The sequence below is a fragment of the Streptomyces sp. ISL-100 genome (assembly GCF_018614615.1).
In the GTDB taxonomy this organism is placed as follows: Bacteria; Actinomycetota; Actinomycetes; order Streptomycetales; family Streptomycetaceae; genus Streptomyces.
Genome location: NZ_JAGGOK010000041.1, coordinates 77924 through 99728, shown reverse-complemented (window position 1 = coordinate 99728; position 21805 = coordinate 77924). Strand labels below are relative to the sequence as shown.

Annotated in this window: 20 protein-coding genes and 4 pseudogenes; 8 read left to right on the top strand and 16 right to left on the bottom strand. The window is 69.7% G+C overall.

The genetic code is table 11. The features are described from left to right. Positions 1 to 354 precede the first annotated feature (354 nt). Both J7E89_RS18705 and J7E89_RS18700 read right to left on the bottom strand, forming a co-directional pair. A complete protein-coding gene (locus J7E89_RS18705; RefSeq protein WP_214974889.1) occupies positions 355 to 576 on the bottom strand; it encodes a DUF397 domain-containing protein in 222 nt (73 codons plus the stop codon). Beyond that, positions 573 to 1385, bottom strand: a complete 813-nt coding sequence (locus J7E89_RS18700) for a helix-turn-helix transcriptional regulator (RefSeq protein WP_214974887.1) — start codon at positions 1383 to 1385, stop codon at positions 573 to 575. Before J7E89_RS18700 ends, J7E89_RS18705 begins: the two co-directional genes overlap by 4 nt. A 125-nt stretch (positions 1386 to 1510) precedes the next feature. On the opposite strand from J7E89_RS18700, the gene J7E89_RS18695 reads away from it, so the two are divergent. From J7E89_RS18695 to J7E89_RS18675, 5 genes are all read left to right on the top strand, one after another. Further along, a complete protein-coding gene (locus tag J7E89_RS18695; RefSeq protein WP_214974885.1) occupies positions 1511 to 1738 on the top strand; it encodes a hypothetical protein in 228 nt (75 codons plus the stop codon). Between the two features lie 177 nt (positions 1739 to 1915). Next, entirely contained in the window at positions 1916 to 2206 is a 291-nt protein-coding gene (locus J7E89_RS18690; protein WP_251060730.1) for a hypothetical protein, read from the top strand. Next, entirely contained in the window at positions 2203 to 2397 is a 195-nt protein-coding gene (locus J7E89_RS18685; RefSeq protein WP_214974883.1) for a hypothetical protein, read from the top strand. Before J7E89_RS18690 ends, J7E89_RS18685 begins: the two co-directional genes overlap by 4 nt. A gap of 157 nt (positions 2398 to 2554) precedes the next feature. Next, positions 2555 to 3418 (top strand): radical SAM/SPASM domain-containing protein, encoded by an 864-nt coding sequence (locus J7E89_RS18680; protein ID WP_308315524.1) that lies wholly within the window; start codon positions 2555 to 2557, stop codon positions 3416 to 3418. 14 nt (positions 3419 to 3432) lie between these two features. Then, positions 3433 to 4566 carry a methyltransferase domain-containing protein gene (locus J7E89_RS18675; protein ID WP_214974879.1) on the top strand — a complete coding sequence of 378 codons (1134 nt, stop codon included), beginning with the start codon at positions 3433 to 3435 and terminating at the stop codon, positions 4564 to 4566. Positions 4567 to 4674: 108 nt separating this feature from the next. Here the strand turns inward: J7E89_RS18675 and J7E89_RS18670 are convergent. From J7E89_RS18670 to J7E89_RS18625, 10 genes and pseudogenes are all read right to left on the bottom strand, one after another. Further along, positions 4675 to 4857, bottom strand: a pseudogene (locus J7E89_RS18670) (hypothetical protein); the annotation flags it as partial. A gap of 397 nt (positions 4858 to 5254) precedes the next feature. After that, positions 5255 to 6766 carry an Asp-tRNA(Asn)/Glu-tRNA(Gln) amidotransferase subunit GatB gene (gatB, locus tag J7E89_RS18665; RefSeq protein WP_214974877.1) on the bottom strand — a complete coding sequence of 504 codons (1512 nt, stop codon included), beginning with the start codon at positions 6764 to 6766 and terminating at the stop codon, positions 5255 to 5257. 16 nt (positions 6767 to 6782) lie between these two features. Next, a complete protein-coding gene (locus tag J7E89_RS18660; RefSeq protein ID WP_214975120.1) occupies positions 6783 to 7016 on the bottom strand; it encodes a hypothetical protein in 234 nt (77 codons plus the stop codon). A 5-nt stretch (positions 7017 to 7021) separates the two neighbouring features. Further along, positions 7022 to 8524, bottom strand: coding sequence for an Asp-tRNA(Asn)/Glu-tRNA(Gln) amidotransferase subunit GatA (gene gatA / locus J7E89_RS18655; protein WP_214974875.1), 1503 nt, complete (start codon positions 8522 to 8524; stop codon positions 7022 to 7024). A gap of 6 nt (positions 8525 to 8530) precedes the next feature. Further along, entirely contained in the window at positions 8531 to 8827 is a 297-nt protein-coding gene (gatC, locus tag J7E89_RS18650; RefSeq protein WP_015036350.1) for an Asp-tRNA(Asn)/Glu-tRNA(Gln) amidotransferase subunit GatC, read from the bottom strand. Positions 8828 to 9228: 401 nt separating this feature from the next. Continuing rightward, the gene (locus J7E89_RS18645) at positions 9229 to 11370 is read right to left on the bottom strand and encodes a bifunctional diguanylate cyclase/phosphodiesterase (RefSeq protein WP_214974874.1); all 2142 of its coding nucleotides are present in this window, start codon (positions 11368 to 11370) and stop codon (positions 9229 to 9231) included. A gap of 295 nt (positions 11371 to 11665) precedes the next feature. After that, positions 11666 to 13849 carry an NAD-dependent DNA ligase LigA gene (gene ligA, locus J7E89_RS18640; protein ID WP_214974873.1) on the bottom strand — a complete coding sequence of 728 codons (2184 nt, stop codon included), beginning with the start codon at positions 13847 to 13849 and terminating at the stop codon, positions 11666 to 11668. 28 nt (positions 13850 to 13877) lie between these two features. Continuing rightward, positions 13878 to 14885 (bottom strand): methionine synthase, encoded by a 1008-nt coding sequence (locus tag J7E89_RS18635; protein WP_214974872.1) that lies wholly within the window; start codon positions 14883 to 14885, stop codon positions 13878 to 13880. After that, positions 14882 to 15571 (bottom strand): SDR family oxidoreductase, encoded by a 690-nt coding sequence (locus J7E89_RS18630; RefSeq protein WP_214974871.1) that lies wholly within the window; start codon positions 15569 to 15571, stop codon positions 14882 to 14884. The genes J7E89_RS18635 and J7E89_RS18630 overlap by 4 nt, the downstream gene beginning before the upstream one ends. Before the next feature lie 16 nt (positions 15572 to 15587). Next, complete coding sequence (locus tag J7E89_RS18625; RefSeq protein WP_214975117.1) at positions 15588 to 16127, bottom strand: TIGR00730 family Rossman fold protein; 540 nt, start codon at positions 16125 to 16127, stop codon at positions 15588 to 15590. 93 nt (positions 16128 to 16220) lie between these two features. Here J7E89_RS18625 and J7E89_RS18620 point away from each other — a divergent pair, with 93 nt between their 5' ends. Together J7E89_RS18620 and J7E89_RS18615 are read left to right on the top strand one after the other, a co-directional pair. Next, on the top strand, positions 16221 to 16553 hold the full coding sequence (locus J7E89_RS18620; RefSeq protein ID WP_214974870.1) for a DUF427 domain-containing protein: 333 nt from the start codon (positions 16221 to 16223) through the stop codon (positions 16551 to 16553). 53 nt (positions 16554 to 16606) lie between these two features. Then, positions 16607 to 17386: an alpha/beta fold hydrolase gene (locus tag J7E89_RS18615; protein ID WP_214974868.1), complete on the top strand. Its 780-nt coding sequence runs from the start codon at positions 16607 to 16609 to the stop codon at positions 17384 to 17386. A gap of 235 nt (positions 17387 to 17621) precedes the next feature. Here the strand turns inward: J7E89_RS18615 and J7E89_RS18610 are convergent. From J7E89_RS18610 to J7E89_RS18595, 4 genes and pseudogenes are all read right to left on the bottom strand, one after another. Continuing rightward, positions 17622 to 18143, bottom strand: a pseudogene (locus tag J7E89_RS18610) (RNA-guided endonuclease InsQ/TnpB family protein); the annotation flags it as partial. Positions 18144 to 18151: 8 nt separating this feature from the next. Next, positions 18152 to 20128, bottom strand: coding sequence for a zinc ribbon domain-containing protein (locus tag J7E89_RS18605; RefSeq protein ID WP_308315523.1), 1977 nt, complete (start codon positions 20126 to 20128; stop codon positions 18152 to 18154). Further along, positions 20125 to 20748, bottom strand: a complete 624-nt coding sequence (locus J7E89_RS18600) for an IS607 family transposase (protein WP_214974866.1) — start codon at positions 20746 to 20748, stop codon at positions 20125 to 20127. The genes J7E89_RS18605 and J7E89_RS18600 overlap by 4 nt, the downstream gene beginning before the upstream one ends. A 49-nt stretch (positions 20749 to 20797) precedes the next feature. Further along, a pseudogene (locus J7E89_RS18595) lies at positions 20798 to 21478 on the bottom strand (RNA-guided endonuclease InsQ/TnpB family protein); the annotation flags it as partial. A 52-nt stretch (positions 21479 to 21530) separates the two neighbouring features. Here J7E89_RS18595 and tnpA point away from each other — a divergent pair. Beyond that, positions 21531 to 21793: pseudogene (tnpA, locus tag J7E89_RS18590) on the top strand (IS200/IS605 family transposase); the annotation flags it as partial. Positions 21794 to 21805: the final 12 nt, after the last annotated feature.

Sequence of the window (21805 nt, the reverse complement as noted above, 5' to 3'; positions counted from 1 at the left end):
GAGTGACCGGCCGCAACGACCCCTAACGGCCCGTTCGGGCCCTGAAACCGCGTCCGCCGAACACGCCGCCGTGGTGGGCATGCCGGACCACCAAACTCCGGGGCTACCTCCAGGTACGCCGCTTTCGGGCTCTACCTACGCGGACGACACGGGCCGCAGGAGCCCTCCATGGGCCCGCTGGGTGGGGCTGGAGTGCGGCGTGGCCCAGTCGCGACGTCGCGCCCACAGGCTCCTCCTGAATGACAAGGGCCCCGGTCCTCTTCCCATGCGGGAGGGGGACCGGGGCCTTTTCGCGTTCCTACGGCGATCACTCTTGGCTGAGCCGGCGATGAGCACAGAGTGATCACGCGCGGGTCAGACGGCGGGGAACTCCCCATCCTTGACCCCGACGACGAACGCGGCGAACGACTCGGCGGGGACCATGAGGGCCGGGCCCTCCGGGTCTTTGCTGTCGCGCACGGGGACGACGCCGTGAGCCCTGGCGTACGAGGGTGCCCATTCGATGCACTGTCCACCGTCACCACTGCTGTAACTCGACTTCACCCAGGTCATGGGCGTGTCCTCTGCCTTGCTCATCGTGCGTACTCCTTGATTGCCTGGAGAGACTTCTCCGGGGACCTTGCGTCAGCGCGCAGACGCTCGTAACGGGCCGTGCCGGTACTTACGACGGACGCTGAGTCGATCACGTGACCCAAGCCCTGGGCCTCCGAGTAGAGGACTGGAGCCATGCCGTCGTCATCGAACGTCAGCAGCGTAAAGGCTTCGGCGGCCGGGGGCGCACCCGAGTCGAACGGCAGCACCTGCAAGGTGACATTGGACAACTCCGCTTCCGCCAGCAGGTGTTCCATTTGCTTCCGCATGACCTCACGCCCGCCCACCTCACGGCGGAGGCAGGACTCATCCAAGATCACCCAGAGGAGGGGCGGGGCTGGCCGCTCCAGCACGCTCCGGCGCTGGAGACGCAACGCCACCTTCTCCTTGATGACCTCGGGAGCGTCCAGGGGGTGCGCGGCCCGGAACAATGCTTCGGCGTACTCCGGGGTCTGGAGTATGCCCATGATGAGAAACGAGCTGAAGTCCAGAACCTGGGCCGCCTTCTCCTCCAGGCGCAGGTACGGGATGAACCACTCCGGGTGCCCGTTCTGGGACACCTTGGCTAGCAGCCGCGCGAAGTACCCCGACGTGTTGAAGAAGCGGTCACACCCCTCCGCGAACTGAGGGGACGGGAGGGCCTTACCGTTCTTGACCTTCGAGACGTACGGCTCCTTGTAACCGGTCGCGTCTGCTAGCTCCCGCTGGCTAGCTCCCTTGTGCGCTAACGCCGCCTCCACCTCACGGCCGAACCATTCCAGGCCGTTGGCTGGCTCGGGTGGTTGTTCGTTCATGCGTTCAACTCCCGGTCTTTCCAAGCGGTTTGGAAACCCTCCACGGGTGTTGAGCGTACGCCGATCCGGCCATGGTGGGAGTAGACAGTCAGGCAATTGCAGCGACGGAGAAAGGCGCGGCGGCCATGGCGAAACCCCTTCCCAAACGCACGCCCGGCGAAGCACTGGCGGAGCTGGAGGCAGCGGTGGACCGGCGGGAGTTCCACCGGCTCACGCCGGGAGACACGGTGGGCTTCTCCAACAAGGTGCCGCTACCGCCGAGCGTCCCACGCGGTCCGTACACCAAACCGACGCGCGCAATGCTGACGGACGTTGAGGCCGGACTAAGGCGGGTGCTCGATGACCTCCAGTGAGACCACGGCGGCACTCCCGGAACTGGTGCTCCCGGACCTGGAGCCGGTCGCGCTCCCGGGGTGCGCCATCTGTGGCGCGGCGGACACGAACCGGGAGCGGGCTCGTCAGATCGGGAGCCCGGTCAGCGTCCGGTCCGCCAACGCCACGATCCGGCAACACCCCCACCGGAGGCCCCAGTGAGAACCGTCACCCGCACTCCCGTACCGGCCAGACCTCGCGTCGTCCGCCCCGTTCTCGACTTCCGGCACCCCTCGGACGTGACCGTGGGCCGGGTCGTCGTGGACAAGGACTCGGAAATGGTGGCCACCGTCCAAGAGGTGGACGGGCAATGGGTCGAACTCTTCCGCCCCACGGGCCTGAACTGGCGGACGAGGTGGTCCCGTATCCGCCCGGCCACCGAACGGGAGCACCGCCAGCTCCTGGCCATCGGCCGACTCCACCGGCAGCAACGCCGGGGCCTGGCGTGACCGCCCAGAGCGCGACCGAGACGCGTACCGACCCGTTCGCGGGCACCCCGTACGAGAACTCCCCGGAGGGCTGGTGGACGCCGCATGGGGGCGCGCTGGACGTGCGCTCCGGCGTCGTCTACTTCCCGCCCGGCTCGAACCCGCCCCGCTCCCGCTTCTGCCCTCTGTGCCGGAAGCGCCGCAACCACTGAACCCCGTCCCTGCCGGACTGACCGAACCTCCCCGCCCCCGCCCAAACCGGGAGACCTGGCAGGGACGGACCCCAGCTCCGCCCCGGTGGTGGAAGACGAAGGACAGCCCACTACCGGGGCGGCTCCGCAGCACTCCCAATCAAGGATGGAGACACACGTGACGGCAATCGCAGATAGCCCGACCCGTAGCCCGGTGGGCCTGCTCACAACTCTGGAGCTGGAGATCACCGGAGGCTGTCAGCTCAAGTGCACCCACTGTCTCTCCAACTCCAGCCCGCAGAGCACGCACGGCACCATGACGGCGGACGACTGGCGGACGCTGATCACCGACGCGGCAGCGTTGGACATCCCCCAGGTACAGCTCATCGGCGGTGAGCCGACTCTGAACCCGGCCTGGACGGATCTGGTGTCCTTGGCCTTGAGTCTGGGACGCAAGGTCGAGGTGTACTCGAACCTGTTCCACATCCGGCCCCACTGGTGGAGCTTGCTCAGCCGCGAGGGGGTCACGCTCGCCACTAGTTGGTACAGCGATGACCCCGACGAACACGACGCCATCACCACGCGGACGGGGAGCTACCTCCGCACCCGCGCCAACATCCAAGAGGCGCTGAGGCGCGGCATCCCGCTGCGCGCGGGCATCGTCCACATCAATGAGGGCCAGCGGGTAACGGAGGCTCGCGCCGAGCTGCTGTCTCTCGGCGTGACCCAGATCAACACGGACCGTGTGCGGGCGGTCGGCCGGGCCGCCACGGAGGAGACGCCAGACGTGGCGGAACTGTGCGGACGCTGCGGGCACGGGCGCGCGGCCGTACTCCCGGATGGCAGTCTGGCCCTGTGTGTCCTCTCGCGGTTCATGCCGTGCGGGAACGTCAAGGACAAGCGGCTGGCGGACATCCTGGGGAGCCCGGAATGGTGGGCGGCCGTCGAACGCATCCCGGCCCGCCCGCACATGGGCTGTACCCCGGATGACTCCAGCGACTGCGACCCGGCCAACACAACGGCATGCGATCCCGCGTACTAGGCAAAGGGGTGCCAATGGACTGGCAGGAGCATGCGGCACGGCTGGCGGCCGAGGTGACCGGCCCGGTGTCGCGGTGGCGGGAGCCCGTGGCGAGCGTCCCGCGTCATGAGCTGGTACCACGCTGGTGGACTCGCGCGGACGGGGGCGGCTGGGTGCTGCACGACGGCCCGTCCGCCCCGGACGACTGGACGCGGGCGGCCTACAGTGACACGTCCCTGGTGACCAGTGTCGGTGGTCTCCACGCCGACCACGCCAAGCCTGATGACCGGCCGGAAGGCTTGCCCACATCCTCCGCCACGCATCCCGGGCTAGTGGTCCGCATGCTCCGGCACGCGTGCATCACGGACAGCCTGGAGCTGCTGGGCGTAGGTACCGGAGCGGGCGGTCTAACCGCCTACGCGGCTCGTCGGCTCGGGGCCTCCCGGGTCACCAGCGTGGACGTGGACCGGTACCTGACCGAAGCGGCGGCCGAACGACTGGAACGCATGGGACTGCGGCCCCAGTTCGTCGCCTGCGACGCCACGGGGCCACTCCCCGGCGTCTATGACCGGCTGGTGGCCACAGTGTCCGTACGGCCCCTCCCAGCGTCGTGGCTGGCCGCTCTCCGGCCCGGCGGACGGCTCGTTACAACCATCGCGAACACGTCCCTGATCCTCACGGCCTGGAAGGGTGAGGACGGCGGGGCCGTAGGCCAGATCGAACGGGACTGGGCCGGGTTCATGAAGACCCGGGCCGGTGCCGACTACCCGCCCCGGCTGTGGGAGGTGCACCCCTCCGTACGGGACCAGGAGGGGGAGGAGATCACCACGGGCCGGTACCCGGTCCTGAACCTGGCGGACGCCTGGGAACTCCGGTCCATGCTGGAGATCACCACACCGGGTGTGGAGACGTACTACGAGGAACGGGGCCGGGAACGGACGGCGTGGCTGCTCCACGAGGACGGCTCATGGGCGCGGGCAAGCGCCACGTGGACGGACCCGCCCACGGTCCACCAGGGCGGCCCCCGGCGACTCTGGGACGCCCTGGAGCGCATCCGTAACCGGCTGAACGCTGAGGGCAGTCTCCCGCTCTACGGGAGCCGCGTGGAGATCACGCCCGATGGCGTCTGTCATCTGTCGCGCGGGAAGTGGACGGCCAAGATCGACTAGGCCACCGCGCGGCACCAACACGGCCCCGTCTGTGCGTCTCCTCCGGCGCATGGGCGGGGCTGTTCCGCTGGTCAGGGGGCCGCTCTAGACTTACAGGAGGCTTCAACCGTCCAAGGACCGGTTCTCCTGCATCAGGACGACCACGTGTTTGACGGCACGCAGTCCGCCGGACGGCGGCTCGGCGGCGAGCGCGGCCTGGAGCGACGGGGGCAGCACAGACCCCGCGGCAGCCGCGCCGAGCGCGCCCCCGCCGAGTGCGAACAGCCGCCGCCGGGACATGTCAGTGGCCAATTGATCCTCCTGAGTCAGGTGTGACGGCGGGGACGCTAATCACACGCAATGACAAAGGGAAGGCGTACGGACGGCGCACCGGTGAACGTCCTCGGCGCCCGGCACTGAACGGGCCGTCAGGTCTTCAGCGAAGTGGAACCCAGTACCGGCCGCCGGTCGGTGAGGTGAATTCCGCCGGCGGCTCGTCCGCGAGCCGGCGCTGAATCGCGGCGAACTGCCGGTCCGTTGGCTCAACCCGCGTGATTCTCAACGAAGGCGATCGACGGACCGGAACGACACTTCCCCGGCCCATGGATCTTCACGCAGGGCTGTGCCGACCAATCGGACCGGCAAAGGGGCGGCGCGCCGGTCGTTTCACCGGTGCACCGCCCCTCGGCGTACGTACAGGACGCGGGCGTCAGCCCTCGGTCACGCCCAGCTTCTCCAGGATCAGCTCGCGCACGCGCGCCGCGTCCGCCTGGCCCCGGGTGGCCTTCATGACCGCGCCGACCAGCGCGCCGGCCGCCGCGACCTTGCCGCTGCGGATCTTGTCCGCGATGCCGGCGTTCGCCGCGATGGCCTCGTCCACGGCCGTGCCGAGCGCGCCCTCGTCCGAGACGACCTTCAGGCCGCGCTTCTCGACGACCTCGTCCGGTCCGCCCTCGCCCGCGAGGACGCCTTCGAAGACCTGGCGGGCCAGCTTGTCGTTGAGCGAGCCGTCCTTCACCAGCGCGGTGATACGGGCGACCTGCTCCGGTGTGATCGGCAGCGACGCGAGGTCGCGGCCGGACTCGTTGGCGTTACGGGCCAGCTCGCCCATCCACCACTTGCGCGCCGAGGCGGCGTCCGCGCCCGCCTCGATCGTGGCGACGATGGGGTCGATCGCACCGGCGTTCAGCATCGACTGCATGTCGTGCTCGCTTACGCCCCACTCCTCGCGGAGACGGTTGCGGCGTACCCGCGGCAGCTCGGGCAGGCCGCGGCGGAGTTCCTCGACCCACTCGCGGGAGGGGGCCACGGGGACCAGGTCCGGCTCCGGGAAGTACCGGTAGTCCTCGGCGTTGTCCTTGATGCGGCCGGCCGTGGTGGAGCCGTCCTCCTCGTGGAAGTGCCGGGTCTCCTGCACGATCGTCCCGCCGGAGTTGAGCACCGCGGCGTGCCGCTGGATCTCGTAGCGGGCCGCACGCTCCACCGAGCGAAGGGAGTTGACGTTCTTCGTCTCGGAGCGCGTACCGAACTCCTCACGGCCGTGCGGCCGCAGCGAGAGGTTCACGTCGCAGCGCATCTGGCCCTGCTCCATGCGCGCCTCGGAGACGCCGAGCGCCTTGATGAGCTCGCGCAGCTCGGCGACGTACGCCTTCGCGACCTCGGGGGCGCGCACGCCCGCACCCTCGATCGGCTTGGTGACGATCTCGATGAGCGGGATGCCGGCCCGGTTGTAGTCCAGGAGGGAGTGGGACGCGCCGTGGATACGGCCCGTCGCGCCGCCGACGTGCAGCGACTTGCCGGTGTCCTCCTCCATGTGGGCGCGCTCGATCTGCACGCGGAAGATCTCGCCGTCCTCCAGCTGGACGTCCAGATAGCCGTTGAAGGCGATCGGCTCGTCGTACTGCGAGGTCTGGAAGTTCTTCGGCATGTCCGGATAGAAGTAGTTCTTCCGGGCGAAGCGGCACCACTCGGCGATCTCGCAGTTGAGCGCGAGGCCGATCTTGATGGCCGACTCGACGCCGATCGCGTTGACGACCGGGAGCGAGCCTGGCAGCCCCAGGCAGGTGGGGCAGGTCTGGCTGTTGGCGTCCTGCTTGAGCTCCGTGGAGCAGCCGCAGAACATCTTCGTCTTTGTGCCGAGCTCGACGTGGACCTCGAGGCCCATGACGGGGTCGTAGGTCGCGAGGGCGTCCTCGTACGGCACAAGTTCAGTGACGGTCACGGTGAAACATTCCCTCTCAACCCAGCAGAACGTCGTCGTCGCCGAGCTTCTTCAGCTCGCGATAGAGCAGAGCGATGCCGGTGGCGATGGCGGCGGCGGAGACGACGGCGTCGACGAGCCGGAGCGTGTCATTGTCGCGGCGGGCCATCCTGGCCTGCTTGACGACGCTGATCGCTCCGAAAGCGGTGGTGCCGATCGACAGGTACGTACCGGCCTTGGAATTCTTGAATCCCTTGGCCTTGACGGTCATTGGGCTCACAGCGACGGTGCCTCCTCGAGCAGCGGGTGGCCCCACTTTTCCACGAAGGCCGCCTCTACGGCAGCGCCCACCTTGTAAAGGCGGTCGTCCTTCATGGCCGGGGCGATGATCTGGAGACCGACCGGCATGCCGTCCTCGGGCGCCAGGCCGCAGGGCAGCGACATGGCGGCGTTGCCGGCCAGGTTGGTCGGGATCGTGCACAGGTCCGCGAGGTACATCGCCATCGGGTCGTCGGCGCGCTCGCCGATCGGGAAGGCGGTGGTGGGCGTGGTCGGCGAGACGATCACGTCGACCTTCTCGAAGGCCTTCTCGAAGTCCTGCGTGATGAGCGTACGGACCTTCTGAGCGGATCCGTAGTACGCGTCGTAGTAGCCGGAGCTGAGCGCGTACGTACCGAGAATGATCCGGCGCTTGACCTCGTCGCCGAAGCCGGCCTCGCGGGTGAGCGCGGTGACCTCCTCGGCGGACTTCGTGCCGTCGTCGCCGACCCGCAGGCCGTAGCGCATGGCGTCGAAGCGGGCCAGGTTGGACGAGGCCTCCGACGGGGCGATGAGGTAGTACGCGGACAGCGCCAGGTCGAAGGACGGGCAGTCCAGCTCGACGATCTCGGCGCCGAGCTCGCGCATCAGCTCGACGGACTCGTCGAAGCGCTGGAGGACGCCGGCCTGGTAGCCCTCGCCGCGGAACTGCTTGACGACGCCGACGCGCATGCCGGCGACGGAGCCGTTGCGGGCGGCCTCGACGACCGGGGGGACCGGGGCGTCGATCGAGGTCGAGTCGAGCGGGTCGTGCCCGGCGATGACCTCGTGCAGGAGGGCCGCGTCCAGGACCGTACGGGCGCAGGGCCCGCCCTGGTCGAGGCTGCTGCTGAACGCCACCATGCCGTAGCGGGAGACGCCGCCGTACGTCGGCTTCACGCCGACGGTGCCGGTGACGGCGGCGGGCTGGCGGATGGAGCCGCCGGTGTCCGTGCCGATGGCGAGCGGGGCTGCGTACGAGGCGAGCGCGGCGCTCGATCCGCCGCCGGAGCCGCCGGGGATCTTGGTCAGGTCCCACGGGTTGCCGGTCGGGCCGTACGCGCTGTTCTCCGTCGAGGACCCCATGGCGAACTCGTCCATGTTGGTCTTGCCGAGGATGACGACGTCGGCCGCCTTGAGCTTCCGGGTGACCGTGGCGTCGTACGGCGGGATCCAGCCTTCGAGGAACTTCGAACCGACGGTGGTCGGGACGCCCTCGGTGGTGAAGATGTCCTTGAGCGCGAGCGGCACGCCGGCCAGCGGGCCGAGCTTCTCGCCGTTGGCCTTCTTCGCGTCGACGGCGCGGGCCTGGGCGAGCGCCCCGTCCCTGTCCACGTACAGGAAGGCGTGCACCTTCTCGTCGACGGCGTCGATACGAGCCAGGTGGGCCTCGGTCACCTCGACGGCCGTGAGCTCGCCCGAAGCGATCTTCTCGGCGGTCTCGGCGGCGGTGAGCTTGATGATGTGCGTGTTGTCCGTCATGACTTTTTAGTCCTCCCCCAGGATCTGCGGCACCTTGAAACGCTGCTGCTCCTGGGCGGGGGCGCCGGAGAGGGCCTGCTCCGGGGTGAGCGACGGACGGACCTCGTCCGCGCGCATGACGTTGGTCAGCGGCAGCGGGTGGGAGGTCGGCGGTACGTCTTGGTCGGCGACCTCGGAGACGCGGGCGACCGCGCCGATGATGTCGTCGAGCTGACCGGCGAAGTGATCGAGCTCTTCGCCCTTCAGCTCCAGACGCGCCAGCCGTGCGAGGTGGGCGACCTCCTCGCGCGTGATGCCAGGCATGCAGCGATCCTCAGGGGTGAGTGTGTGGATTTTGGCCCAATCCTATGGGGCCGGGCCCCCTGTCCACGAAACGGATTGCCAGCGGGGGCGCGGAGCGGGGCGAGCTGCGGCTGCCCTGGTGCCCGCTGCGGGCCATTGCCGCCCGCGGGCCGGTGGGTACGGGCCGGCCTCCGGCCGGGTGGTCTCCCAGCCGCACCGCCCGTGCGGCTGGCGCATAAGTCGCGGGCCTCCAGTGCCCAGTGCCCACCGCCGACGCATGCAGCAGGCGCCGTTCCCCGCCTCCGGCACGGGTGACGCGGATGTCGCGGGTGGGCACCCCGGCCGACCGCCAGGCCGGGCGCACGCACCACCGGGCCGCAGCCCCGGGCCGTACCCGCCGGCCCGCAGCTGGGAAGCGGGGGCTAGTTCACCGCCTGGCCGGACGGCGCCGAGGCCGGGGACTGGCGCTGGGTCTCCTCCAGGGCCGCGGCCGCGGCGACCCGGTCCAGGTCGACCTGGCGGTGCCAGCCCCGCTCGCCCCGGGCCAGGAGCCAGGCCGTCGCCTCGTCCGGCGGCATGGCGGCGGCCACCAGCCAGCCCTGCACCGCGTCGCAGCCCAGATCCCGCAGCCGCTCCCACGTCTCGTCGTCCTCGACGCCCTCGGCGACGACCAGCAGGCCGAGCGAGTGGGCGAGGTCGACCGTACAGCGGACGATTTCGGCGTCCTCGTTGTCGACGGCCAGCCGGGCCACGAACGACCGGTCGATCTTGAGCTCGCTCACCGGGAGCCGGCGGAGGTGGACGAGGGAGGAGTAGCCCGTACCGAAGTCGTCCAGGGACATCTTCACGCCGTGCCCGGTGAGTCCGGCCAGCGTGTCCGCGGCCCGCTGCGGGTCCTCCAGGAGCACGTGCTCCGTTATCTCCAGCTGGAGGGATCCGGCGGGAACACCGTGCCGGGCGAGCCGGGCGGCGACCGCGCCGGCGAAGCCGGGCGTGTGCACGTCGCGCGGCGAGACGTTCACGGCCACCGGAGTGTTCAGCCCCTGCGCCCGCCAGCGGGCGACCTGCGCGAGCGCGGTCTCCAGGACGTACTCCGTCAGGTGCGGCATCAGCCCCGACGACTCCGCGATCGCGATGAACTCGTCCGGGGAGACCCGCCCGCGCTCCGGGTGCACCCACCGGACCAGCGCTTCCAGGCCGGCGACCTGCCCGTCGAAGCGGACCTTCGGCTGATAGTGGAGCTCGACCTCGCTCGCGTCCAGCGCGCGCCGCAGGTCGCCCAGCAGGCCCAGCCGGTCCGGCGTGTTGCTGTCCCGCTTCGATTCGTAGACCTCTACGCCCGTACGGTCGCGCTTGGCCTGATACATGGCCACGTCCGCGCGCCGCAGCAGCCCTTCCGCGTCCAGCGCGTGGTCGGGGAAGACGGCGACACCCGCACTGGCCTCCAGAACGAGCGTCAGGCCGTCCAGGTCGAGCGGCGAGGAGAGTTCGGCCACCAGATGCCTGGCGACGCGCTGCGCACTGGTCGTCGAGTCCGCCTTCGGGAGCAGGACCGCGAACTCGTCCCCGCCGAGCCGCGCGGCCTCCGCCCCGCGCGGCAGCGCCAGGCGCAGCCTGTCGGCTATCTGGATCAGCAGCCGGTCGCCCGCCAGGTGGCCGAGCGTGTCGTTGACCGCCCGGAAACGGTCGAGGTCTATCAGCACGAGAGCGGACCTGGTGCCGATGTTCTCGGCTTCCTCCAGCGCGGGCCAGGCCCGCTCCAGCAGCCACTGCCGGTTCGGCAGCCCCGTCAGCGGGTCCCGCAGCTGCTCCTCCGCCCGGGCCCTGGCGATCCACAGCGTGGAGTCCAGCGCTATCAGCGGTACGGCGAACAGCGGCAGCAGCACGGGAAGCGCCACCGCGATCACGCAGATCAGGGGTGCGATGCCGAGCAGGGCGACCGCGACGAGCGCCTGCCGGTACAGGGCTGTCCGGGCGACGGACGGCAGCCGTCCGCCCCGCGGCGCCAGCGCGTACCAGAGGAGCAGCCGGGTGAGGGCGAGATACGTCGTGGCGGCGAGCACGACTTCCGGGACCGTCTCGATCCCCCACGCCAGCGGCTGCCAGGGCTTCTCGACGGTCGGTACGTCGCCGAACACGGCCAGGACGAGCGCTGCGGCGCCTATCCCGAGTATGTCCACCGCGCCGTGCAGCAGTCCTTGCTTCCAGCGGTGCCTGCGGGCCATGCCGACCAGCACCACGACCGCCAGGCTGACCAGACCGGCGGGCACCCAGCCGTACAGCAGAAGCACGGCCAGGGTGAGCGCGGCGCCCGATCCCGTGCCGCCCCACCAGCGGTCGCGGCCGAGGGCGACGAGATGGCCGACGATGATCCCGGTCAGCAGCGCGAGGGACCAGCCGACCGTGCCGTCGGGGAACAGCGCGCGGTCCCCGGTCAGGGCGCGGAAGATCCCGGTGGCCAGGACGAGGGCGGCCAGTGTCACGACGGCGGTGGGCAGCGCCCTCGGGGCGCCTGCCCACCGCCGCAGCCGTGAGGCCGGGTCGGCAACTCCGGTGGGTTTCATTCCGTCCCTCTCACAGCCGGCGGTGCCCGTGCCAAGCGATGGCCCCGTTGTCATGCCATCCACGACTGAAATCCCTTCCCCAGGCTCCTCATGGGCAGGGGACACCCGTTGCAGCCGTGCACGGCAGGCGCACATCTCAACAGTAGGCCGCAGAAGGCTCTCCCGGGCAGCTGTCCACCGCTGTTGCCCGAATGCGACCCAGCCACCCGCGTCCGTCTGCTATGCGCTGAACGGGTGATCCCGACTGCGGTTCTTCCCCCCCTCTCACCGCCCCTTTCCCCGTCCCACGCCGCGCCTACTCCTCGGTCGGCACAGCCACTTCACGGGCCGCGTCCGGACCCTCCGCCAAAAGGACGGCGAATCCCTCTTCGTTCAGGACCGGCACCTTCAACTGCATGGCCTTGTCGTACTTCGAGCCGGGGCTGTCGCCGACCACCACAAATCCGGTCTTCTTTGAAACAGATCCGGTCACTTTTGCGCCAAGGCCCTGGAGCGCCTCTTTCGCGCCATCCCGCGTGTAGTTCTGCAGGGTCCCGGTCACCACGACTGTCAGGCCCTCCAACGGACGCGGCCCATGCTCCTCACCGGCGCCCTCCTCCTCCATCCGGACCCCGGCCGCCCGCCACTTGCGCAGGATCTCCCGGTGCCAGTCCTCCTCGAACCACTGTTTGAGCGAGGCGGCGATGGTCGGCCCGACCCCCTCCACGGCGGCCAGTTTCTCCTCCGTCGCCTCCTCGATCCGCTCCAGCGAACGGAACTCGCGGGCCAGCGCCTCCGCCGCGACCGGTCCCACATGCCGGATGGAAAGACCGGTGATGACCCGGGCCAGCGGCCGCTCCTTCGCAGCCGCGATGTTCTCCAGCATGGCGAGGGTGTTCTTCTTCGGCTCGCCCTCCTGGTTGGCGAAGAAGGTGACGACCTTCTCCTCACCCGTCTTCGGGTCACGCTTGGGAAGCCCCGAATCCTGGTCCAGTACGTACGACTTGATGGGCAGCAGCTGCTCGACCTTGAGGTCGAACAGGTCGCCCTCGTCGCGCAGCGGCGGCTCGGCCGGCTCCAGCGGCCTGGTGAGCGCGGCCGCCGCGACGTACCCGAAGTTCTCGATGTCCAGGGACTTGCGGCCGCCCAGATAGAACAGCCGCTCCCGCAACTGGGCAGGGCAGGAGCGGGCGTTGGGGCAGCGGAGGTCGATGTCGGCCTCCTTCATCGGCCGCAGCGGCGTACCGCACTCGGGGCACTCGGACGGCATCACGAACTCCCGCTCGCTGCCGTCCCGCAGGTCCACCACCGGCCCCAGGATCTCGGGGATGACGTCGCCCGCCTTGCGCAGCACCACCGTGTCCCCGATGCGTACGCCCTTGGCCTTCACCACTTCCTGGTTGTGCAGGGTGGCGAACTCGACCTCGGAACCGGCGACCGTCACCGGCTCCACCTGGGCGTACGGCGTCACACGCCCCGTACGCCCCACGCCCACCCGGATGTTGACCAGCTTGGTGTTGACCTCCTCCGGCGCGTACTTCCAGGCGATGGCCCAGCGCGGCGCCCGCGAGGTCGAGCCGAGGCGGCCCTGAAGCCGGATCTCGTCGAGCTTGACGACGACGCCGTCGATCTCGTGCTCCACGGAGTGCCGGTTCTCGCCGAAGTACGCGATGAACTCCCGTACGCCCGCGAGGTCGTTCACGACCCTGTTGTGCTGCGCGACCGGCAGGCCCCACTCGCGCAGCAAGTCGTACGCCTGCGACAGGCGGTCGATGTCGAAGCCCTCACGGGCCCCGATGCCGTGCACCACCATGTGCAGCGGGCGGCTCGCGGTGACCTTGGGGTCCTTCTGCCGCAGTGAACCGGCCGCCGCGTTACGCGGGTTGGCGAAGGGCTTGTCCTGGGCCGCCACCAGCCGCGCGTTCAGCTCCTGGAACTTCTCCATCGGGAAGTAGACCTCGCCGCGGATCTCGACCAGGTCCGGGATCCGGTCGCCCTTCAGCCGGTCCGGGATGCCCGCGATCGTACGGACGTTGGGCGTGATGTCCTCGCCCGTGCGCCCGTCGCCGCGCGTCGCGGCCCGCGTCAGGCGCCCCTTCTCGTACGTCAGATTGACCGCGAGGCCGTCCACCTTCAGCTCGCACAGCAGGTGGTACGGCACGGCGCCCAGCTCACCCGCGACACGCTCGCCCCAGGCCGTCAGCTCCTCGTCGTCGAAGGCGTTGTCGAGAGAGAGCATGCGCTCGCGGTGCTGGACGGCCGTGAACTCCGTTTCGTACGCCCCCGCGACCTTCTGGGTCGGCGAGTCGGGCGTACGCAGCTCCGGATACTCGTCCTCCAGCGCCTCCAGCGTCCGCAGCAGCTGGTCGAACTCGGCGTCGCTGATGACCGGCTGGTCCTTCACGTAGTACCGGAAGCGGTGCTCCTCGACCTGCTCAGCGACCTGTGCGTGCCGATCCCGTGCCTCAGCGGGTACCGCCGCCTGCTGTTCGCCAGCCACCGTCTTGTCCTCCCGTTTCCGATTCCCGTTACTCAGGGTTGTCCGCGAGCGATCTCGCGGCCCTGGCGCAGTGCGCGAGCGCGGCGCGCGCGTACGCGGGAGAAGCCCCCGCGAGCCCGCACGACGGAGTGAGCACCAGGGACTCCGCCAGAGTCCCCGGATTCAGCCCCAGCCTGCGCCACAGCGTCCTGACACCCATGACGCTACCGGCCGGGTCTGACAATGCCGTGTCGGTGCCCGGCACGATTCCGGCGAACAGCTGCGTACCGCCCTCCACCGCCTCACCGATCGACTCCTCGTCACGCTCGGTGAGCAGAGAGAAGTCGAACGACACCCCCGCGGCGCCGGCCCGGCGCAGCAGTGCGAACGGCACGTCCGGCGCGCAGGAGTGCACGACCACCGGGCCGTCGCTGACCCCCATCACGTCCCGCAGCGTCCCCTCGACGACCTGACGGTCCACCGCCCGGTACGTCCGGTATCCGCTGGCGGTCCTGACCTGCCCGCGCAGTACGGCCGTCAGCGACGGCTCGTCGAGCTGGAGCACCACCTGCGCGCCCGGCACCCGCCGCCGCACCTCCGCGAGATGCGCGCGCAGGCCCTCCGCCAGCGAGCCCGCGAGGTCGCGGACCGCGCCCGGGTCGCGGAGCACGGCCTCGCCGTTGCGCGTTTCCACTCCTGCCGCCAGCGTCCACGGCCCGACGGCCTGCACCTTCAGCGGCCCCGTGTACCCCTGGGTGAACTCCTCCAGCGCGTCGAGGTCCTCCCCCAGCCAGGACCGGGCGCGCCGGGTGTCGCGCCCCGGCCGGTCGCTGAAGCGCCAGCCGCTGGGTTCGAGATGGACGTACATCTCGACGAGCATTCCGGCGGTCCGCCCGATCATGTCGGCCCCGGGGCCGCGCGCGGGGAGCTCCGCGAGGTACGGGAAGTCCTCGAAGCTGCCGGTGACGGTCCTGGCGGTCTCGCGGGCGTCTCCACCGGGCATGGATCCGACGCCGGTCGCGGGTCCCCATACGTACTCGCCCGTGTGCTCGCTCATCGGCCCGGCCTCACGGACAGGTCGTTGACCTCGGCGTCGCGCGGGAGGTCGAGGGCCATGAGGATCGTCGTCGCGACCGACTCGGGATCGATCCAGCGCGACGGGTCGTACTCCTTGCCCTCCTGCTGATGGACCTTCTCCTGCATGGCGCTGGCGGTACGCCCCGGATAGACCGAGGTCACCCGCACGCCGTTGCCGTGCTCCTCCTGACGCAGGGAGTCGGCGAGGGCCTTCAGGCCGTGCTTGCTCGCGGCGTACGGGCCCCATTCGGCATGCGCGACAAGGCCGGCGCCCGAGTTGACGAAGACCACGTGGCCCTTGTCCTGGCGGAGTTGGGGCAGGAAGAGCCGGGTCAGCTCGGCCGGGGAGATCAGGTTCACGTTGAGCTGGTGGTGCCAGGCCTTGGTGCCGAGGTCGCCGATCCGGCCGAGGTCGACGACGCCCGCGATGTGCAGCAGCGAGTCCACCCGCTCCGGCATCGGCTGGTGGGAGAACGCCCAGGAGAGCCGGTCCGGGTTCGCGAGGTCGCCGACGAGCGTACGGGCGCCGGGGAAAGCCTCGGCGAGCTGCTTGGCGCGGCCCGCGTCGCGGGCCATCAGGACGACGTCGTCGCCGCGCTCGTGCAGGCGGCGGGCGACGGCCGCGCCGATGCCCGATCCCGCTCCGGTGATCACATGTGTAGCCATAGGGCCCATGCTCGCACTACCGCACTCCTGCGGACTCCTCAAGGTAGGCGAGTGCCGCGACGCCGTCTTCCGCGAAGAAGACCAGGTCGGCGAGGGGTACGGGCAGGAAGCCCTCGGCCTCCATCCGCTGGAACTGCAGCTTGAGGCCGTCGTAGAAACCGGCCGTGTTGAGCAGCACCACCGGCTTGGTGTGCAGGCCGTGCTTCTTCAGCTCAAGTATTTCGGTGGCCTCGTCCAGCGTGCCGGTGCCGCCGACCATGACGACGACCGCGTCGGACTTGGCGAGCAGCAGCGCCTTGCGTTCGGCGAGGTCCTTGGCGATCACCATCTCGTCGGCGTTCTCGCGCGCCACGGTGTGCAAGAACTCCACCGATACGCCGACGAGCCGCCCGCCGGCCTCCTGCACGCCGTCCGCGACGACCTTCATCAGGCCAGCCTCCGAGCCGCCCCACACCAGGGTGTGGCCGCCCTTGCCGATCAGTTCGCCGAATTCGCGGGCGGGGCGGGTGTAGCGCTCGTCGAGGTCGGCGGCGGAGAGGAAGACGCAGATGTTCAGTGCCATGGGGAAGAACCTACGCCGCGCGGATGCTGGAGTGTGAGAGAGGGCTGTCGCACCACAGAGCCCTGGAGACCGAAGAGAGGGTCACCCGTGACCGCAGGACACCGCATCACCGTCGAGCAGGGCACCACGCATGTACGTGTCACGCACGGCGGGCAGGTGCTGGCGGAGAGCCGCCGCCCGCTGCTGCTGCGCGAGACCGGCCTGCCGGTGCGTTACTACCTCCCGCCCGAGGACGTCAGGACCGACCTGCTGACGACATCCGACCGGCGCACCCACTGTCCCTTCAAGGGATACGCGTCGTACTGGTCACTGCCGGACGCCCCCGATCTGGTGTGGGCCTACCTCGACCCGGTGCCGGAAGTGGCGGCCGTGAAGGGCCACTTCTGCTTCTACGAGACGGAGATTCTCGGTACGGACTGAATTTTCCTCTCGCGGGAGCGATGAGTTCCCGGGCGTCGGCCGGTCAGCACCTCATGACCAAAGTGATTTCCCGTGACGGCACGCCCATCGCCTGTGAACGGCGGGGCGGGGGGCCGTCGTTGATCCTGGTGGGCGGTGCGTTCAGCACGGGCAGCGCCGAGGTGCCGCTGGCGGCGTTGCTCGCGCCGCGATTCGGCGTCGTCACGTACGACAGGCGCGGCCGCGGCGACAGCGGGGACACTCCGCCCTACGCGGTCGCCCGCGAGGTCGAGGACTTGGCGGCCCTGGTCGAGGAAGAGCGCGGCCCCGTGTCGGTGTACGGCATGTCGTCGGGCGGGGCGCTGGTCCTGGAGGCGGCGGCGAGCGGCGTGCCGTTCGACAGGATCGCCGTGTACGAGCCGCCCTTCACCGTCGTCGAACCGAGCGACAGGATCGCCAAGGCGCGGTACACGACACGCCTCGGCGAACTCCTGGCGGCCGGCGACCGCGGGGGCGCCGCCGAGCTCTTCCTGTCGGTGGTGGGCATGGAGCCCGAGGGCGTCGCGCAGGTGCGCGAGGCACCGATGTGGCCGGAACTGGAGGCGGTGGCACCGACTCTGGCGTACGACGACGCGGTGATGGGCGACGGCACGGTGCCGGTGGAACGGCTGGCGTCCGTCAGACCGCCGGTGCTCGTCGTCGACGGCGGGGCGAGCCCGCCTGCGATGCGTGACGCTGCCCGGCGGGTCGCGGAGGCGGTGCGCTGCGGCAGGCACCGCACCCTGACGGGCCAGGTCCACGACGTGTCACCGCACGTTCTGGCCCCGGTGCTGCGGGACTTCTTCACGGCGTGAGCCCACCGCGATCAGCCCCTGACGTACAGCATCTGCTTCTACCTCCACGACCGCCCCGTTACGCCGCGGCGCTCCGCAAAGATGTGAAACAGCGGACCAGTGACAGCGCGGACGGCACCATCCGCGCGAAGGTCTTCGGGCTGAGCGCGGGCGCGGGGCAGAAGGACAACAACAACAGACGAGATCGTCAGCAAGTACGTGACTCCTCCCCCTCCTAAAAGGAGGGGGCTTCTCGCTATGCCAGGTTGGCGTCGCGACGGACCAGCCCGGCCCGTAGAACGTTGAGAGCGCCCACCGTGTCAGCGTGCGCCTGGTGGCCGCACGAGACGCAGCGGAACTTCTCCTGTGTGGGCCGGTTCTCCTTGGCAGTGTGCCCGCATTCGGGGCACCGCCGGGAGGTGTTGCGGGGGTCCACGGCGATCACTTCCCGTCCGGCGCTCTCAGCCTTGGCGTGCAGGATCGTAAGGAACACCCCCCATCCGGCATCGGCGATCGAACGGTTGAGCCCGGCCTTGGACGCGGCCCCGTTGGGCAGGAAGCTGCCTGGCTTGTCGGGGTCCGGCTTCGGGGCGGCTGTCCGGCTCATGTTGCGGATCTTGAGGGCTTCGTGAGCGGTGAAGTCGTGCTCGCGTACGAGATCAAGCGCCGTCTTGTGTGCGTGGTCGAGTCGCTGACGGCGCACCTTGCGGTGCAGCCGGGCCACGGTCTCCACGGCTCTGCGGCGGCGCTTTGAGCCGCGCTTGCACCGGGAAAGAGCGTCTCTAATCAGCTAAGCGATCCCATGACAGACGTAGTGTCTGGCACGGATTCTGCCCACCGAGGAGGGGTAGCGTGAGCGTGCAAGTGGAAGCCCGCGCCCAGTGCTGCCCCTCGTGGCCTGTGGCCGGTGGTGGGTGTGCTGATCGTCGTCATGCTCTGGTGCCGGTGGGCTGCGCGGGGCAGCCGGGTCCGGTCCGTTGGGGCGTGTCCCTCCGGACGCTTGCCCGCCGGGCCCGAGGGTGCGGTGGGGGAGGGTGCCCTGCGTCGCCTGGGCGCAGGGCGTGTTGTCTGGTGCCGGGTGGGTCCGGTCTTCGACCGGTCCCGGCTGGTGTTCGTGGTCGGGGTGACCACGGCTTTGGCTTCGAGGGTGCCCACGACGGATCGGATGACCACGGTGCCGCTGGTGCGGTCGGTGACGGTCTTGGTCTGGTGGGTCAGGCCGCGTGCGGCGATACGCCGCCATGCCCCGTGGTCGCGGTCGCCCTGCCAGCCGCAGCCGTAACGGTCGGGGCAGATGGCCCACTTCCAGCCCGCGACAGTGGGGCGGTCGGGGGCTTTGCGGTGCCTGAGCGGGGTGAGGCACTGGGGGCAGTGCTTGGAGGTGTTCCGGGCCGGGACGGTGACGACGGCGATGCCGGTCTCGGCGGCGAGGTGCCGCATGCGGTCGGCAATCTGCCCGCGCACGGTCTGGGACATGCGGGTGTTGTGCGTGCGGCCCATGCCTTTGGCTTCCATCGACCGCAGGTCTTCCTGGTAGATGACGCTCGCTCCGGCGGCGATGGCCTGGTCGACGGCCCAGCGGGCGGCAGCCCACGCGAGAGCGTCGTTGAGGTTCGAGCGGCGGGCGGACACTCGGCGGAATTCTTCCACCAGGACCGCGTGCTTGTCGGCCAGGGCCGGGTCGGGTGCGTGGCCGTCGATGAGTCGCTGGTAGTGGTCGGCCTTGGCGTGGAGGCACTCGGACAGCCGCCGGAGTCGGTGCTGTTTGGCCAGCACTCCGGAAGCCCGGAACTGGGCGCCGTGCCCAAGGGCGGTGATACGGCCGTCATCGTGGAGCCGGGCGGCACCTGCGGACAGCAGCGTGTTCAGGCCCCAGTCCACGCCGAGCGCAATCGTGTGCCCGGTGCTGGCGGTCTTGGGGACGGCGTGGGTGTAGGCGAGATCGGCGCGCACCCGGCCACCGGACACACGCAGGGTGGGCAGGTGCAGGACCGCGCCGGTCGGGATCGTCGGCGGCAGCGAGATCGGGCAGGCCACCCACGTCCAGTCCGCGTACGTGCGCGGGTCGGGACGAGTAGGAAGCTGAAGCCGAAGCAGCGCCCGGCCTGGCTCGCCGGCGCGTTCCATGGTGGCCTGCTGCCCGTCGCACGCGGACAGCAGCAGCATCCGCGCCACGCGGGGCGCGGGCTCCAGCTCGAACACATCGACTGGAAGCCGCCCGTGCTTGCGCTCAAACGCGACCGCTTGACGGGTGCGGGACTTGATCACGCTGGACGGCAGGTGCTGCCCTCCGGGCACGGCTGCGCGAACCTGATCCCATTCCTCGGCGGTGCGCTTGGCTGGATCGGCGGGCCACGCGGCCAGGACCCCGGCCACCAGATTGGTACGCCACTTCGCCGACCGCAGCGAACGCCCGGCCTGTTCCTGGGCCATGCGCACGATCCGGTCGTTGATCTTGATGCCCTCGGGGGCGGTGACGGTCCAGCCGAGACGCCGCAGGGCCATCCATGCGTTCGACGGCAGCTTCCGGCCCCCGGCATCCTCCCCGGCGGCCAGTACGTCCACATCGGCCGTGCTCCAGTGCTCACCGGTCAGCGCGGTGACCATGCCCGACACCAGATCAGCGGCCCAGCCGACACGCTCCGCCAGCACAGCGGCGGGCAGCAGCTCGCCGGTCCTCTCATCCACGGCCGTGCGCAGCAGGCCGCGTGCGCATGCGGTGCGGGAGGTCTCGCCCTCGGCGAGCGGCAGCTTCCGGCTCACCGGTCACCATCGGCAGTGCATTGGCCGGTCTCGGCGAGTAGCCGCTTGCGGGCCTCGGCCGAACGCATCCCGTACAGACGCCCGGCGAACGTGGTGACCAGGGAAACGAAGTCCTCCAGCAACTCGTCCCGGCCACCGGACTTCTTCGGATGCAAGACCTCCAGAGTGACGCCGTACACGGCGAACAAGCGCTTGAGCCAGCCCACTCCGAACCGGGCCAGCCGGTCCTCATGCGTCACCCGAACCACGCTCACGCTGCCGTCGGAGACCATCGCCAACACCCGGTTCAAGCCGGGCCGGTTCTCTCGCAGGCCCGAACCACGGTCCTTGACGACCTTCACGACCTCACCCGAGGCGGTTGCCCGCAACTCCTCTTCCTGCGCGGCCAGCGAGGACTCCTGCCCGGACGAGCCGGACACACGCACATACAAAACCTCCCGCCTCGGACGAGAAGCGGCAGAGTCGCTGCCGCGCTTCATGTTCTCCACATCAACCGAGGAGAACCGGCGCTCACGGCCGACCCACGAGAACGGGATCTTGCCGTCGATAGCCCACTGGCGAAGCGTCATCGGGTGGATACCCAGACGGTTCGCGGCCTTGGACATACGCAGCAACTCCATACACGCAAACATATATGCACAACACTAGGGATGACTAACGGAGTTGGTGAGCCTGCTGCGCAGCTTCGAGTTTCTCGGCCGCCTTCCGGCCGTGGCGCGGGTTGGGAACGAACTCGCCGTTCGAGTCGGCGAGGAAGTTGGCTATGCCCATGTCGATGCCGACGACACTGCCGGTTGCGGGCAGCGGCTCGGGCTGGGGCTGCTCTGCGGTCAGCACGACGTACCAGCGCTTGCCCTCGCGCTTGACCGAGACGGTCTTGACCCTGCCGACTACGGGCCGGTGCTGGTTGACCTTGACGTGCCCGACGCCCTGGAAGCGGACGCGGGTGACCGGGTCGTGCGGGGTGGAATCCCACCGGCAGCCGTCTCCGTCCTTCGGGAAGTCCACCGTGTCGAACCAGTTCACCCCGCGAAAGCGCGGGTAACCGGGTGTCTCGCCGGACTTGACCCGGCGGAAGAACGCGGCGAACGCCTTGTCGAGACGGCGCAAGGTGGCCTGTTGCGAGGAGAACGACCAGCGGCCCTGACGCTCCGGGTCGAACGCCCGGATGTCCTTGAGCTGCGCGGACTGTATCCCGTACTTGATGCTCGTCTTCGACGCGTGCCGGTAGGCGTCGCGTCGTTCCTGCAACGCCCCGTTGTAAAAGGAGCAGTGATCACGCAGCATCTCGCCGAGCGCGATCGTCTGACCCACAGTGGGCCGCATGAGGAACTTGTACGCCCGGATCATCCGGCCCACCCCCTTTCAGCCGAGTTCGCTTGATTCATACCACGCTTGGTCTATGTCACCACGCTGGGAACCAAACCCCGATCTACGCCGGGGACGACACGTCATGTACAACCTTCACGCACACCTGGTCTTCGTCACCAAGTACCGGCGCGGAGTCTTCACCGACGAGATGCTGACACGCTGCGAAGAGGTCATGCGCGAGGTATGCCAGAGCTTCGAGGCAGAGCTACGCGAGTTCAACGGCGAAGAGGACCACGTGCACCTTCTCGTGCACTACCCGCCCAAGGTCGCCCTGTCCCACAATGACAGGCAGCCCCTGACGTAAGA

What these genes read in the sequence shown, in the direction of transcription:
- J7E89_RS18660 (WP_214975120.1), bottom strand. Translation starts at nt 7,016, where the DNA reads ATGACCGTCAAGGCCAAGGGATTCAAGAATTCCAAGGCCGGTACGTAC.
- J7E89_RS18635 (WP_214974872.1), bottom strand. Translation starts at nt 14,885, where the DNA reads ATGAGCGAGCACACGGGCGAGTACGTATGGGGACCCGCGACCGGCGTC.
- J7E89_RS18675 (WP_214974879.1), top strand. Translation starts at nt 3,433, where the DNA reads ATGGACTGGCAGGAGCATGCGGCACGGCTGGCGGCCGAGGTGACCGGC.
- J7E89_RS18615 (WP_214974868.1), top strand. Translation starts at nt 16,607, where the DNA reads ATGACCAAAGTGATTTCCCGTGACGGCACGCCCATCGCCTGTGAACGG.
- gatA (WP_214974875.1), bottom strand. Translation starts at nt 8,524, where the DNA reads ATGACGGACAACACGCACATCATCAAGCTCACCGCCGCCGAGACCGCC.
- gatC (WP_015036350.1), bottom strand. Translation starts at nt 8,827, where the DNA reads ATGCCTGGCATCACGCGCGAGGAGGTCGCCCACCTCGCACGGCTGGCG.
- J7E89_RS18600 (WP_214974866.1), bottom strand. Translation starts at nt 20,748, where the DNA reads ATGGAGTTGCTGCGTATGTCCAAGGCCGCGAACCGTCTGGGTATCCAC.
- J7E89_RS18705 (WP_214974889.1), bottom strand. Translation starts at nt 576, where the DNA reads ATGAGCAAGGCAGAGGACACGCCCATGACCTGGGTGAAGTCGAGTTAC.
- J7E89_RS18630 (WP_214974871.1), bottom strand. Translation starts at nt 15,571, where the DNA reads ATGGCTACACATGTGATCACCGGAGCGGGATCGGGCATCGGCGCGGCC.
- J7E89_RS18645 (WP_214974874.1), bottom strand. Translation starts at nt 11,370, where the DNA reads ATGAAACCCACCGGAGTTGCCGACCCGGCCTCACGGCTGCGGCGGTGG.
- J7E89_RS18695 (WP_214974885.1), top strand. Translation starts at nt 1,511, where the DNA reads ATGGCGAAACCCCTTCCCAAACGCACGCCCGGCGAAGCACTGGCGGAG.
- J7E89_RS18700 (WP_214974887.1), bottom strand. Translation starts at nt 1,385, where the DNA reads ATGAACGAACAACCACCCGAGCCAGCCAACGGCCTGGAATGGTTCGGC.